Source organism: Vreelandella andesensis (assembly GCF_003989795.1).
Taxonomy (GTDB): Bacteria; Pseudomonadota; Gammaproteobacteria; order Pseudomonadales; family Halomonadaceae; genus Vreelandella; species Vreelandella andesensis.
This window is the reverse complement of record NZ_RZHG01000002.1, coordinates 97,656-111,018: the sequence shown is the minus strand read 5'-3', so window position 1 is coordinate 111,018 and position 13,363 is coordinate 97,656. Positions and strand designations below refer to the sequence as shown.

At 51.3% G+C, this 13,363-nt stretch carries 11 protein-coding genes and 1 tRNA gene; 5 read left to right on the top strand and 7 right to left on the bottom strand.

Going from position 1 to position 13,363, the window contains the following annotated elements; all coding sequences use genetic code 11:
* Positions 1-33: 33 nt before the first annotated feature.
* A complete protein-coding gene (locus ELY33_RS01165; protein WP_126942692.1) occupies positions 34-1,410 on the bottom strand; it encodes an NAD-dependent succinate-semialdehyde dehydrogenase in 1,377 nt (458 codons plus the stop codon).
* 436 nt (positions 1,411-1,846) lie between these two features.
* Between ELY33_RS01165 and ELY33_RS01155 the strand changes: the two genes are divergently transcribed.
* Complete coding sequence (locus ELY33_RS01155; RefSeq protein ID WP_126942689.1) at positions 1,847-2,680, top strand: ion transporter; 834 nt, start codon at positions 1,847-1,849, stop codon at positions 2,678-2,680.
* Between the two features lie 306 nt (positions 2,681-2,986).
* Here ELY33_RS01155 and ELY33_RS01150 read toward each other — a convergent pair.
* Positions 2,987-3,077: transfer RNA gene (locus ELY33_RS01150), tRNA-Ser, on the bottom strand.
* A gap of 58 nt (positions 3,078-3,135) precedes the next feature.
* Positions 3,136-4,842, bottom strand: a complete 1,707-nt coding sequence (locus ELY33_RS01145; RefSeq protein WP_126942686.1) for a potassium/proton antiporter — start codon at positions 4,840-4,842, stop codon at positions 3,136-3,138.
* A gap of 253 nt (positions 4,843-5,095) precedes the next feature.
* Here ELY33_RS01145 and ELY33_RS01140 point away from each other — a divergent pair, with 253 nt between their 5' ends.
* Positions 5,096-6,157 carry an ABC transporter substrate-binding protein gene (locus tag ELY33_RS01140; protein WP_244208535.1) on the top strand — a complete coding sequence of 354 codons (1,062 nt, stop codon included), beginning with the start codon at positions 5,096-5,098 and terminating at the stop codon, positions 6,155-6,157.
* Positions 6,158-6,185: 28 nt separating this feature from the next.
* On the top strand, positions 6,186-7,571 hold the full coding sequence (locus ELY33_RS01135; protein WP_126942680.1) for a 3'-5' exonuclease family protein: 1,386 nt from the start codon (positions 6,186-6,188) through the stop codon (positions 7,569-7,571).
* Between the two features lie 15 nt (positions 7,572-7,586).
* Here ELY33_RS01135 and ELY33_RS01130 read toward each other — a convergent pair whose 3' ends face one another.
* The 3 genes from ELY33_RS01130 to ELY33_RS01120 form a co-directional block, all read right to left on the bottom strand.
* Positions 7,587-8,393 carry an alpha/beta fold hydrolase gene (locus ELY33_RS01130; RefSeq protein WP_126942677.1) on the bottom strand — a complete coding sequence of 269 codons (807 nt, stop codon included), beginning with the start codon at positions 8,391-8,393 and terminating at the stop codon, positions 7,587-7,589.
* A 68-nt stretch (positions 8,394-8,461) separates the two neighbouring features.
* Positions 8,462-9,130 carry a 7-cyano-7-deazaguanine/7-aminomethyl-7-deazaguanine transporter gene (locus ELY33_RS01125; RefSeq protein ID WP_126942674.1) on the bottom strand — a complete coding sequence of 223 codons (669 nt, stop codon included), beginning with the start codon at positions 9,128-9,130 and terminating at the stop codon, positions 8,462-8,464.
* Positions 9,131-9,294: 164 nt separating this feature from the next.
* Positions 9,295-11,211: a propionyl-CoA synthetase gene (locus ELY33_RS01120; RefSeq protein ID WP_126942671.1), complete on the bottom strand. Its 1,917-nt coding sequence runs from the start codon at positions 11,209-11,211 to the stop codon at positions 9,295-9,297.
* Positions 11,212-11,493: 282 nt separating this feature from the next.
* Here ELY33_RS01120 and ELY33_RS01115 point away from each other — a divergent pair, with 282 nt between their 5' ends.
* Positions 11,494-11,814, top strand: coding sequence for an ArsR/SmtB family transcription factor (locus tag ELY33_RS01115; RefSeq protein WP_126942668.1), 321 nt, complete (start codon positions 11,494-11,496; stop codon positions 11,812-11,814).
* Positions 11,815-11,830: 16 nt separating this feature from the next.
* Here ELY33_RS01115 and sohB read toward each other — a convergent pair whose 3' ends face one another.
* Positions 11,831-12,877 (bottom strand): protease SohB, encoded by a 1,047-nt coding sequence (gene sohB, locus ELY33_RS01110; protein WP_126942665.1) that lies wholly within the window; start codon positions 12,875-12,877, stop codon positions 11,831-11,833.
* Between the two features lie 161 nt (positions 12,878-13,038).
* On the opposite strand from sohB, the gene ELY33_RS01105 reads away from it, so the two are divergent.
* A complete protein-coding gene (locus ELY33_RS01105) occupies positions 13,039-13,350 on the top strand; it encodes an SCP2 sterol-binding domain-containing protein (protein WP_126942662.1) in 312 nt (103 codons plus the stop codon).
* Positions 13,351-13,363: the final 13 nt, after the last annotated feature.

Below are 13,363 nucleotides of genomic sequence, written 5' to 3'. Positions count from 1 at the left end.
TTTGATTAGAGGCATTCATGAGTTGGATTGTGTTCATGGCAGGAAAATCGACTTTACGTTGACGAATTCCTTCATGCCAAAACCACCGTGTTCGCGACCATATCCAGAATCCTTGACCCCGCCAAAGGGCATATTCGGATCAGCGGCCCCGAACGAGTTGATACGAATCATGCCCGTGTCAAAGTGATCCCGGGCTAACGTGAGGGCACGTTCCTCATCTTTGGAAAAGATGCCGCCCCCCAGGCCATAGCGGCTGTCATTGGCCAGTCGCATGGCGTCCTCGTCATCGTTGGCACGGATGATCGACGCAACAGGCCCGAAGATTTCATCGTCGTAGGCAGGCATTCCAGGCGTGACATCTGCCAACATAGTGGCAGGGTAATAAGCACCGGTGCGCTCGGGCGCTTCGCCACCGCAGAGAATTTTTGCACCTTTGGCGACGCTGGCATCCACCTGCTCTTTGACGGTATCAAACTGATCCTGGCTTGAAAGCGGGCCAAGTTGGCTATTCTCATCAGTGGGGTCGCCCATGACGATGTCTTTCATTTGAGCCACGAAGGCATCAACAAAGGCGTCATACACCTTGTCGGTCACGATGAAGCGCTTAGCAGAAACACAGGTCTGGCCGTTGTTGTAAAGCCGCCCCATGACTGAGAACTTCACCGCCGTTTCGATATCGGCATCCTCAAGCACCAGGTAAGCGTCGTTCGACCCCAATTCCAGCACGGTCTTTTTCAGTGCTTCGGCGGCCATAGCCCCGACGTGTCGCCCCGCCCCGTCACTGCCGGTCAGCGTGACACCACGAACTTTGGGGTGGGCGATCAGATCATCGCTGGTGTCGTGGTCGATCACGATGACCTGAAATAGATCCTCGGGCAGGCCTGCCTCAATACATAGTTCGCGCAGGCGCAGGCCGGACCCCGTGCAGATACTGGCGTGTTTCAAAACACAGCCATTGCCTGCCATCAGGTTTGCCGCCAGCACGCGAACCGGCTGGTAGATCGGGAAATTCCAGGGCTGGATCGAATAGACGACGCCAATGGGCTGATAACTGACAACGCCGCGCTTGCCGTTGAGACCCTGCTCACGCTCCTCATCCGCCAGAATATTGGGGCCATTTTCAGCGGCGTAATCAAAGAGCGCCGCACAGAGTTCAACCTCAACAAGTCCGTCTTTTAGGAGCTTGCCTGTTTCGTTGGTCATCAAACCGGCCAACTCATCAGCATTATCGCGCAATTTTTGACCGATTTTCTTGAGATAAGGGGCCCGTTCCTGATGACTCAGTTCGCGCCATTCCAGAAATGCCGCATGGCAGGCGTCGAGTCGCTCCATCGCCTGCTTTTCGGTCATGATCTCATAGCTCTGAATTGCTTTTTCGGTCGCGGGGTTAATGGTAGTAATTGTCGACATGAACGCTCCTTCCGGCTCTGAATTAAACGCAGTTTGGCGCTTACACTCAGAGATTCTCAGGGCGATGACAGGATTTGTCTGTTCGACAACTAACATAATCGCAGAAGGTATGTGCCGTGACCGCCCAGCTACAACCTCGACAATTTACGAGTACAGGGGTATCGCCACCGCGCCTGCCCTGGTGCCGCATACCTACTCAATTATCCTGTGTATTGCCTATGGCTTTCTCAGTTTCGTGCTTATCAAGCTCTTCGCTGGCAGCATCCAAGAGATCAAACCGGCCACGCGGGTCTCGTTTGCTCTCAGCATGGTGATGCGGGTCACCATGCACTAACCCTTTTTTTAAATTATTTTAGGGCTTTTAACGCAATACCAGGACATATTATTGATACTGAAATTATTAGCCTTTCTAAAGTAGTTGAAAATGGGGCACTCGATGAGCGAAGACGAGACGGACAAAAATTTTGATGTAAAACCCGCGGACACGGAGCAACTGAAACGGGAACGATACGAGCTGCTGCAGCGCTTGGAAGGTTGGCTGGAAACACCGATGTTAGTTCTCGCGTTTGTATGGCTAGTGCTATTAATAATCGAGCTGGTTCGGGGCGAGAGTCTGCTGTTTAATTTTCTCGGTACATCTATCTGGGTCGTCTTCATTATCGATTTCGCTGTGAAGTTGATTCTGGCCCCGAACAAGCTCAGCTACCTCAAGAGCAACTGGCTAACTGCCATTGCCCTACTGCTCCCCGCGCTGCGGGTTTTCCGCGTCGCCCGCGTGTTTCGGCTGCTCCGCTTGGCCAGGGCAGGCCGGGGGTTGCGGCTAGTTCGAGTCGTTAGTTCACTGAACCGCGGAATGAAGGCGTTGGGCGCGAGTTTAAGCCGACGGGGCTTCGGCTATGTGATCGCCCTTACCGTGCTAGTCACGCTCGCCGGCGCAGCCGGTATGTACGCATTCGAAAGCGACGTGTCCGGCGGCATAGAAAGCTATGGAGAAGCGCTGTGGTGGACGGCCATGATTATGGCAACAATGGGCTCTGAATACTGGCCACAAACAGCCGAAGGGCGCGTACTGTGTGTTTTTCTGGCACTGTACGCCTTCGGGGTTTTCGGCTACGTAACAGCGGCACTTGCCACCTTTTTTGTCGGTAGGGACGCCGACGATAACAACGCCGAAGTGGCAGGGGCCAAGCAACTGGCTGCGATCCGGGATGAGGTAAGCGCTTTACGAGATGAGATCCGCGCCCTGTCGCGCCAACCGCCGACGTTGTGAGACGTATTTCACGGATATAAACGGTACGCTGAACCAAAATAATCTGTTACCTACAGCCTCAGCCAACAGAACATTTTTAGATCTTTCGCATACATGGCTAATTATGTTTATTAAATAAAATAACCTATTAGAGCCTGTTTGCGTTTGGAGGAATAACATTGGCAGGACAAAGCCAGACTCGCAGAATAGAAGTTTTGACACCAACAGACTGCGAGCTTGCCATGAACAAGTCTGGGCTGGAATATAGGTTGACTAAACCACAGACACAAAAAAAGCCGCTGAAAACAGCGGCTTCTTCGTAATACTTGGCGGAGGGATAGGGATTCGAACCCTAGATAGGCTATTAACCTATGCCGGTTTTCAAGACCGGTGCATTCAACCGCTCTGCCATCCCTCCGGCTTATGGGTGCGTATAATAACAGCTTTCCCTTGGAAGTCAACGCCTTTCCGGTTAATTAGTAGAGTCTTAAGCCAACTCGGGTGATGTTGCCGCCTTCCATTTCGCTAACAACCCAATGAATGCCATGCCAGTCGACATCGTCGCCAACTACTGGGTGGCCGCCTACGCGCAGCGAGATGAACTCAGCCAGTGTCATGTTTTGCTCACCGGGGCTTAAGGTTAAGCCGTAAGCTTGGGCAATATCTTGCATTTGCGCCGCGCCATCCAAGGTAAAGGTACCAAAGAAGGCGCGCTCTTGTTTGAGCTTCGCATCGCCGTTGAATAGCCGATTGAGCGCAACGAGGTCTTCGGTGCGGCCAATCACACAAATGACATCATCGAGCTTTAGTCGTGTGCTCCCTTTTGGGTGGAGCATAACGTGTTTGCGGAATAGCGCCGAAATCAGTGCGCCTGAGGGAAAACGCAGTAGCCGAATGGGCACATCTTCTAAGTCCTCGTTTTCGACGACGTAGACGAACATCTCGAAATCGTTTTCCGGCATGATGCCAAGTGGCCCCCGACGGTTGGGCGTTGTGCCTACCGGCACTTCTACTTTTAACCATCGCGCCATGAAGGTCAGCGAGCCGCCTTGGATAAGCAGCGACATCAGTACCACGGCGAATGCGACGTTAAAATATAACGACGCATTCTCCACCCCGCCGATTAACGGGAAGATAGCCAGTACAATAGGTACTGCACCCCGCAAGCCCACCCAGGCAATGAAGAAAGTCTCTCGCCAGCGGAATTTAAAGAAGGGTTTGATAGTGATTAGCACTGCCAATGGGCGGGCAACAAAGATCAGAGCTAACGCGACAATGCTCGCTGGCAACGCCACATCCCAGAGCTGACTTGGAGTGACAAGCAAGCCCAACACCAGGAACAAACCAATCTGGCTCAGCCAAGCTAACCCATCATGTACCGGCAGAATAAAGTTAAGGTGGCGACCTGGCTGGTTACCAATCATTAGTCCTGCTAGGTAAATCGCTAGGAAGCCGCTGCCGCCTAGCACACTGGTTAAGCCGAACACGCTAAACCCAAGCGCCAGCGCTAACATGGCATATAGGCCTGGCGCGAGATCTAACCAACGCAGCAGCTTAGCGCTTAGCCAGCCACCGCCAATACCAACCACTAGCCCAATACCAAACTGGGAAATGAAAAACAGCAGTGTTTCGCCAACGCCACCAATATCGCCGACCAACATTTCAACCAGCATCAGTGTCAAGAAAATAGCCATCGGGTCGTTGGTACCCGATTCAATTTCAAGCGTGGCCCCTACCCGCTCGTTAAGGTTCACACCACGACCGCTAAGCATCGAGAATACCGCGGCGGCATCAGTGGAGCCGACAATCGCGCCGACTAGAAAACCCTGCACCAAGGAGAGATCAAATACCCACATGGCAATAACACCAACAATAGCGCTAGTGATAAAGACGCCAAAGGTGGCTAGTGAGAGCGCTGGCCTAAAACCTACACGGAAAGTTTTTAATCGAGTACGAAGGCCGCCATCCAACAGAATCATGGCGAGCGCTAAATGGCCTATCGTGAAGGCCATGGTGTAGTCGTCAAACTCAACCCCTAGCAAGCCCTCTTCCCCTGCCAGCATGCCAAGCCCTAAGAAAATCAGTAGTAGCGGCACGCCCATCATTGACGATAGGCGACTCGCGAGAATGCTGAGCGCCATTAGGGAACCGCCTACTAAGAAAAACGTGTAAATTGAGTCCATGTCTCTCCGTCTCACCCACCAATGCCGATCTATTATTACATGCCGCCGTACAATTTACTGAGCTACTTAGGCTTGTCGCTTTTTGGGGCTAGCCAGATCCTTCACCTCACAGCTAAACTCCGGCGTTATACCATCTGGAGTAAAGGTTATGTTGAACGCTTTTTTGCGTACCCGTTCACTCGTATTTCTAACGTTAAGTGTTTTTTTATTTTTTTCAATTACAGCTACTTACGCAAACAAAGAAAACGAAACAGTGAGTAATAATGAACCACTGTTGCTTGATGGGGAGGTGATACTGCCTCCTGGCTTGTGGTCGCTCTCAGAAAATGAAACGGCAGCAGAGGGAGTTGAACAAGAAGAAGCCCCCAGTATGACGCTGATACCACCACCGCCATTGGACCCGCCGCCACCAAAGCAGCTTTCTCTAATGTTAGATTGGCATATCAGCCTCCAGCACGCCGCAATAATTGTGGCAAAGCAGCGCGGTTTATTTGCCGCTCAAGAGCTCGACATTGACTTATTAACACCCGCAGACCCCTCCATTGCGATTAAACTTTTAACCGCAGGTGAAGTTGATTTGGCATTAACCCGCCAGCCGCTGCTGCATTTACACGCTCACGATGGCGCCGCTATTACCCGAATTGCCACACTGATTGAGACCCCGTTAAACGCGGTTATTGTGGTGGGAGATCCCCCTACAAACGAAACTACCGATCAACTCGCCGGCTTGAATTATGGCTTTTCCACCCGCGAAGGGCGTGATGTGTTGGTGAACCAACTGGTGCCCAGCTCGCTGCGCCAAATCGACGACTTCATCCCGCCTGCAAGTGTTCATTTCAATGCCGCCAGCGCCCTGCGAGAAGGCCAAGTTAATGCCATCGCTGACGGTTTTTATCACTCATTGCCACAACAACTGGCATCAGATGGAATCGTCACCCATACAGTGCGTTATAACGATATCGATGTTCCGCGCCATGACGGCTTGATACTACTGGCTAATAGCGACACCGTGACAAAACGAGCAGCCACTTGGTCACGTGTTGTTATTGCTCTGGAAGAGGCTAGCAACTGGATCATCGAAAACCCGGAGGCAGCATGGTCGCTGCTGATTAGCAGCCATCCAGTGCTGGACAATACAATTAACGAGAACGCCTGGCACGATCTTCTGCGGCGCATTGCTATTAGTCCGGCGGCACTTGATGTCCGTCGCTATGAAGCCTTTGAGCAGTATCTTCAGCAAGCAGGAATTACCGAAACGGTATTACCCGTTTCACGGCTAGCCATTAATCCGCATGCGTTGACAGATGTACGCTGACTAAAAAAGGTAGTAATACGAACACCTTATGAATGATAAACCGCTGATTTTCATTGATGTCGAGACGACAGGCACCCGTGCAACGCGTGATCGCATTACCGAAATTGCTGCACTAAAGATAATTAAAGGTAAGGTAGCAGATCGTTGGGTCAGCCTGATCAACCCAGGCACCAGCGTGCCTTCCCACATTAGCCAGATCACCGGAATTTATGACGACATGCTGGTTGATGCACCCTCTTTTAAGACTATTGCGATCGTTTTACGTGAATGGCTCGGCGAGAATTGCCTGGTGGCCCACAATGCGCGATTTGACGCCAGCTTTCTTCGCAATGAGTTCAAACGCGCCGACATTACATATCAGCCGCTACTCAGGTGCACACTGCGCATTTCCCGCCGCTTGATGCCTGAGCTGCCCAAACATAATCTCCGGGCACTATTGGCCCACTTCGACATTCAGCAGGCACGCCAGCATCGAGCAGAAGATGATGCTGCTGCGCTTTGGAAACTGTGGCAAGCTTGGCAACAGCAGTATGACGACGCTAGCTGGCAAACAGCCCTTGCCGATGAGCAACGCCATCGTAGCCTACCCGCCCACTTGCCTAGCGAACAGCTAACAGGGCTTCCCGCCTCGCCAGGGGTGTATTTATTTTATGGTCACAATCGCCTTCCGTTGTACGTTGGCAAAAGCATCAATTTACGCAGCCGCGTACTTGGCCATTTTCAACGCGACCATCAAGATGACAAAGAGATGCGCCTTGCCCAACAAATACAGCATATTGAGTGGGAAGAGACCGCTGGCGATTTAAGCGCGCAGCTGAGAGAAGCCCAACTGGTCAAAGCGCTAATGCCGATCATGAACCGTCAGCTGCGCCGCCAAGGGCATTTAAAGACTTGGTATTGGCCAACCGACCATGTTTGCCCAGCGTTGGTCAGTGGCAAAGCGATTAGCCAGCCACAGCCAGGCAAACTTTTTGGGTTATTTCGCAGCGCCAAGGAAGCCAAAGATGCACTGCGCAGTATTGCCGAAGCGCATCAGCTTTGTCCGCAGGTACTGGGACTAGATAAGGGGACAGGACGCTGTTTTGCTAACCAGCTAGGCAAGTGCAAGGGAGCCTGCTGTGGGCAAGAGCCGCTTCAAGACCACACGCAACGCGCTCAGGAGGCGCTAGCCTCTTTTCAAGTAGACACCTGGCCATGGCCGGGTCGGATCATAATTCGCGAGAAAAGTCGTAAGAACGGCCCAACCAGCCATCATGTGGTCGATCACTGGTGCTATTTAGGCTGCGCTTCGACTAAACAGGGTGCCCGGGGGCTGAAAGGTAACGCCCCCACGTTTGATGTAGATACCTATCGCATCCTAACCCGTTTTTTACGTGAACCTGAGCGGCACAACCTTACGGTGTCGCCGCTCTAGCCTTCCATGTATGCGCTACGAATGAGCGGCAATAAACGTATCAACCGCTTGCTGAAACGCCTCTGGCTGATCTGCATGAAGCCAGTGCCCGGCGTTTTTGAGCGTTACTATTTTGGCACGCGGCAACACTTCGCGTAGCGCTGGCAACATATCATCGGCGACGTAGTGCGAATCAGCGCCTTTTAAGACTAGGGTTGGCCCATCAAAAGCACGATCACCATCTGGCTTGCCGATAATCGCTTCGTAGCCACGTTGAATTTCATCCAACCCAACGCGAACCTCCATCTCACCTTGCTCATTACGCACTAGGTTAGTGGCCAAAAACAGCCGAACTGGACGGGAGTCGACGTGCTCAGCCAATAAGGCGTCTGCTTCACGACGATTGGTGGGTTTACCCGCGCTTACACGCTCAAGTGCGGCAAATACATCGTCGTGCCCATGCTGATAAGCCACCGGCGCAATATCCGCCACCATGAGTGACGCACAACGCTCAGGGGCCATACGCGCCAGCGTAATAGCCACCTTTCCACCCATCGAGTGGCCCAGTACATGTGCACGTTCAACCCCAAGCTTATCAAGTGTCGTTAGGACATCTTGGCTCATCGCGGTATAGCTCATCCCTTCCACATGGGGGGATCGGCCATGGTTGCGAAGGTCAACGGCAATCACCCGACGGCTGCGCTGCCAAACCTTTAAGTGCGAACGCCAGTTATCAGCACTACCCAATAAGCCGTGGATCACTACAACGGGCAGCTGATCGTCGTCATCTGACTCAGCGGGTAAATCGATAACATAGAGATCAACACTGGCATGGTTAGTCATGCAGGCTCCTTAGTCTGTATACAACGTATGTAGACATCGTCTGTAGGCGTCGTCTATGTGCTTAGCCATTATACGGTACGGGGTGATGCGTCGGTTTGCCCTGTCCACACGACTAACCGGCGCGTTAGCCACGCTAGCAGCAGGCCGTACAAAGGAAGGAAAAACAATAGACTAATACCCAGCTTAATGGCGTAGTCGACAACCGCTATTTCTACCCAATGTTCAGCCATAAAAGCGTCTGGACTGTTATAAAACGCGGTCGAGAAGAAAGTAAAAGTGTCCGCAAGATTACCCAATACCGTGGAACAAACGGGAGCAACCCACCAAGCCCACTGACGAAGACGATCAAAAACGTGCACATCGAGTAACTGGCCCAATACATAGGCGAGAAAACTGGCTAGTGCAATACGAGCAACAAATAAATTCCATTCCCCCAAGGCTTCAATACCCGCAAAACTACCCCGTGGAAAAATGACCGAAACAACGTAGGAAACCACCAACGCTGGAAACATGACGCGCAGTATGATCGAGCGGGCAGGCCCTTTACCGAACAAACGAACGGTTAAGTCAGTCGCTAGAAAGATAAAAGGAAAACTAAACGCCCCCCACGTCGTGTGGAAACCAAACAGGGTAAACGGGAGCTGAACCAGGTAGTTACTAGCGGCGATAATACCAATATGAAACGCGACCATTACCAAGAGGCAACGGCGATGCTGTGTGTCGGTTAAGCAAAACATGCAGGTTGGCCTTTTTTTGCAAGTCCGAGGGGTTAGGGAACCCTCATAAAAGCGCTGTTAACGCCACTGGGGCGCGCATTATACGCTTTCCGTTAGGTAATTAAAGTCGCCCACCTGCCTGGGCGACGTTATTCACCACTCCAACACTACTAACAACAATTAATTTATACGTCGAGCGACTTAGCTTGATCCGACGCCCCAACAGAACGCTCGCGCATCGCCGCATGTACGTCTTCTAAACTGGTCGGATCATCAATAGTTGAGGGAATCCCGAACGATTTACCGTCAGCGATATTACGTAGCAATTTGCGCAATATTTTACCCGAGCGAGTTTTCGGCAGCCGATTGACGACCAACACCTGCTTAAAACAAGCGATCGGCCCAATGTGTTCTCGTACCCGGCTGATCAGTTCCGCTTCTAGCATTGCTTCATCGCCATCGAAACCATCTTTGGTGATTACCAGCCCGACTGGTAACTGGCCTTTGAGATCATCGTGAATACCAATCACAGCACACTCTGCCACCGCGGGGTGTGCACCGACGATTTCTTCCATCTCACCGGTGGAGAGACGATGCCCAGCGACGTTGATCACGTCATCGGTTCTACCCATGATGAACAAGTACCCTTCTTCATCGAAATAGCCACCATCACCAGTGAGGTAATAGCCTGGGTAGGCCGCCATATAGGCGCTGTGAAAACGCTGAGGATCACGCCAGATACCGGTTAGACAACCTGGCGGAAGTGGCTGTTTTATTACCACGCTGCCCTGCTGCATTGACGCTGTTTGCTCTCCGTCACGATCCAAAATCTGCACGTTAAAACCTGGCACTGGGAAGGTTGCCGAGCCTGCTTTAGTTGGCGTAGATTCAATGCCAGGTAAGTTTGCCGCAATAGGCCAGCCCGTTTCAGTTTGCCACCAGTGGTCGATCACCGGCACATCCAGCAGGTCATCCAGCCAATGGAACGTTGGTGGGTCTAAACGTTCGCCCGCGACGTATAAATGTTCAAGACTGCTGATGTCATAATTCTCCAAGAGTTTGGCATCAGGGTCTTCCTTCTTGATCGCGCGGAAGGCAGTTGGTGCAGTGAAAAAGCTTTTCACTTTATATTCGTCGATTAACCGCCAAAAACCGCCTGCATCCGGTGTTTTAACAGGTTTTCCCTCATAGACCACGGTGGTACACCCTCTTAGCAGTGGCGCATAGACAATATAAGAGTGCCCTACCACCCACCCCACGTCTGACGCTGTAAACATGACATCACCAGGGTTTAGGGCATAAATTGCTTCCATTGAATATGCTAGCGCGACGGCATAACCACCGGTGTCACGCATTACCCCCTTGGGTTTGCCTGTCGTTCCAGAGGTATAAAGCACATAGAGAGGATCGGTCGCTTTCACAGGTACGCAGTCAACAAACGGAGCATCCGCCACCAGCGCCTGCCAATCATGATCTCCCTCATGAAGTTCCGCGCAATGGGCATCACGTTGAAATACAACGCAGGCATCCGGCTTAAAGCTGCTTAGCGAAATGGCTTTGTCAATAATAGGCTTATAGGGAAGAACTTTATCTACCTCAATGCCACAGGAAGCGGCAATGACGACTTTGGGCTCGGCATCTTCAATGCGCACCGCTAGTTCGTGGGGTGCGAAACCGCCAAATACTACTGAGTGAACCGCTCCTAATCGGGCACAAGCATACATAGCGATGAGCGCCTCAGGCACCATCGGCATGTAAATAACCACTCGATCACCCTTCGTCACGCCAAGGCTAGCCAGCCCTCCCGCAAAGTGCGCGACACGATCACGCAGCGCCTGATAGGTAATCGTTTGCTTTGATTGGGTAACGGGAGAATCCCATAAAATAGCTGGCTGATCGCCCCTTCCCTGCTCTACATGATAATCGATCGCCGCATAGCAGATATTCAGCTCACCGTCGTCGAACCAGCGAGCGTGTTGCTGATCATCATAGGAAAGAATAGTGGAAGGAAATTTGAACCAAGGCAGGCGCTTAGCCTGCTCCGCCCAAAAGGTTTCGGGGTGTTCAACTGATTGCTGATAAGTTTGCTGGTAGAGGCCCATGGTGGAATTGCCTTTATTGTGTCAATGAAAGTAGCCAATTGTTGACACTTTATAAACTAAACAGCCTTTACACCCTCATACTATGGGATAAATCGCGACTAAAGCGCTATGCACCTAGCAACATTGTTGACAACGCCATGCATTACTACCATTGATAGATCGTTAAACCAGCGCTTGGACAAACACCGCTAAATTACTGATCATTAAGCAACTGATCCTCGCGACGCGACGATGCCTTAATAACCTATAACAACGCTGCCACAACCGTGTAGGGAGATCCTCATGTCTGCTTCTACTAGCGCTGCTGCCCGTTTGCTGGAACATGACTGCCACGCCATTGAAGCGGGGGCCAACCTGCTTAAAGCACTAGCAAATGAAAAACGACTGCAAATTCTCTGTCTTCTGGCTGAAAAAGAGCTTTCAGTCACTGATATCAATCAGCAGTTGACACTAAGCCAGTCAGCGTTAAGCCAACACTTGGCCATTTTGCGCCGCGATCAGTTGGTAAACACCCGCCGAGAATCGCAAACCATTTACTACTCATTAAGCAGTGAAAGCGCCAAGGCGATTATTGACACCCTGGCGAACCACTACGCCGCTTAGCGACCGCTCAGATCAATTACCGACGCTGCCAGCCAGCCGCATCGATCAATCCAAGCCCTTTAACAATGGCTTGTTCGACACCCGCCGACACAGCCAAACCCACCTTGCGGCTAAAGGTTTTCGGCGGTTCAAGCTTTACGCTGTAAACCTGAGCCTGTGCCATACGTTCCACTAAATACGCTTCACTGGTACCGATACTGTCTGTCAGTTTCTGTTCTAACGCTTCACTGCCATACCAAATTTCACCCGTGGCTAACGCATCAATGTCCATGTTGGGGCGATGCTGAGATACGTACTCTTTAAACAAGCGATGTGTGTTCTCCAAGTCATCAATAAACTTATCACGGCCTTCTTCGGTATTTTCTCCTAGCACGGTCAGTGTACGTTTATATTTACCCGCGGTTAGCAGCTCAACATCGATATCATTGCGTTTCAGTAGGCGATGAATGTTCGGAACCTGAGCCACCACGCCAATAGAGCCTATGACGGCAAATGGCGCAGCTTTGATATGGTTAGCCGTGCACGCCATCATATAACCGCCGCTGGCGGCTACTTTATCGATGCACACCGTGGTAGTTAGCCCTGCCCCTTGAAGACGGTCAAGCTGCGCTGCTGCCAAACCGTAAGCATGAACGAGTCCACCCGCTGACTCTAAGCGCACAATAACTTCATCGTCGGCCGCTGCAACATCGATAATGGCAGACACTTCTTGAGCAAACGTTTCGGTTTGTGAAGCCTTGAGGTCACCATGAAAGTCCAGCACCCATACTTTCTGAGAGTTTTGGGCTTCTCCTTTACCTTGCTTAGCGGCCTTGTGCTTTGACTTCTCTTCTTTACGTAACGTTTTTACCAACTTCTTCCGTGCACCTTGTTCTGTGGTGATAACGCGAAGCTTACGCCCGCGAGAGCGGCGCTGGTCATTGAGCGACTCTACGCTTAGCTTGAGACTATTATCCCCACTTTCCTTATTACGCATCACTACCGTTAGCACGATGCCAATTATCACCATCAGCAAGATGGCTTGAATCAAAAACGTGCCCATCTCAACAACCCATTCATTCATACCTTCTCTCCTGTCACTGTTTTAAACGATTAATGCGAGCTTCGATAATCCGGCTTGAATAAAACACTTGTTTAAAATAACCTCATTTGTAGCGTTGTGAGAACCTCACTTAACGCCTTACACCCGCTTGGTTAACGACCAAATAATTTTGGGAACTTATTATGTCATCGAACACGTTAGATAAACTTCAGTCTCGCTTTGATCCAGAGGCTGCCAAGGGCATGGAAGAGGTATTTCAATTTCATTTCTCTGACGCAGGCAGCCATTACATGGTTATCCAAGACGGCACGCTGGACGTACACGAAGGTGAGCATGACGATCCCTCTGTAAGCCTGAGCATGAGTACTGATACGCTTAAAGGCATTATGAACGGAGACGTCAATGGCATGACAGCGTTTATGACAGGTAAGCTGAAAGCTACCGGCAATGTGATGCTGGCCACTAAACTGACCAGCCTGTTTCCCAGTCAATAGCTGTCTTGTCGCC

Excerpts from the sequence above, each read along its gene's own strand:
- ELY33_RS01165 (WP_126942692.1), bottom strand. The coding sequence starts at position 1,410 with ATGTCGACAATTACTACCATTAACCCCGCGACCGAAAAAGCAATTCAG.
- ELY33_RS01155 (WP_126942689.1), top strand. The coding sequence starts at position 1,847 with ATGAGCGAAGACGAGACGGACAAAAATTTTGATGTAAAACCCGCGGAC.
- ELY33_RS01145 (WP_126942686.1), bottom strand. The coding sequence starts at position 4,842 with ATGGACTCAATTTACACGTTTTTCTTAGTAGGCGGTTCCCTAATGGCG.
- ELY33_RS01135 (WP_126942680.1), top strand. The coding sequence starts at position 6,186 with ATGAATGATAAACCGCTGATTTTCATTGATGTCGAGACGACAGGCACC.
- ELY33_RS01130 (WP_126942677.1), bottom strand. The coding sequence starts at position 8,393 with ATGACTAACCATGCCAGTGTTGATCTCTATGTTATCGATTTACCCGCT.
- ELY33_RS01125 (WP_126942674.1), bottom strand. The coding sequence starts at position 9,130 with ATGTTTTGCTTAACCGACACACAGCATCGCCGTTGCCTCTTGGTAATG.
- ELY33_RS01120 (WP_126942671.1), bottom strand. The coding sequence starts at position 11,211 with ATGGGCCTCTACCAGCAAACTTATCAGCAATCAGTTGAACACCCCGAA.
- ELY33_RS01115 (WP_126942668.1), top strand. The coding sequence starts at position 11,494 with ATGTCTGCTTCTACTAGCGCTGCTGCCCGTTTGCTGGAACATGACTGC.
- sohB (WP_126942665.1), bottom strand. The coding sequence starts at position 12,877 with ATGAATGAATGGGTTGTTGAGATGGGCACGTTTTTGATTCAAGCCATC.
- ELY33_RS01105 (WP_126942662.1), top strand. The coding sequence starts at position 13,039 with ATGTCATCGAACACGTTAGATAAACTTCAGTCTCGCTTTGATCCAGAG.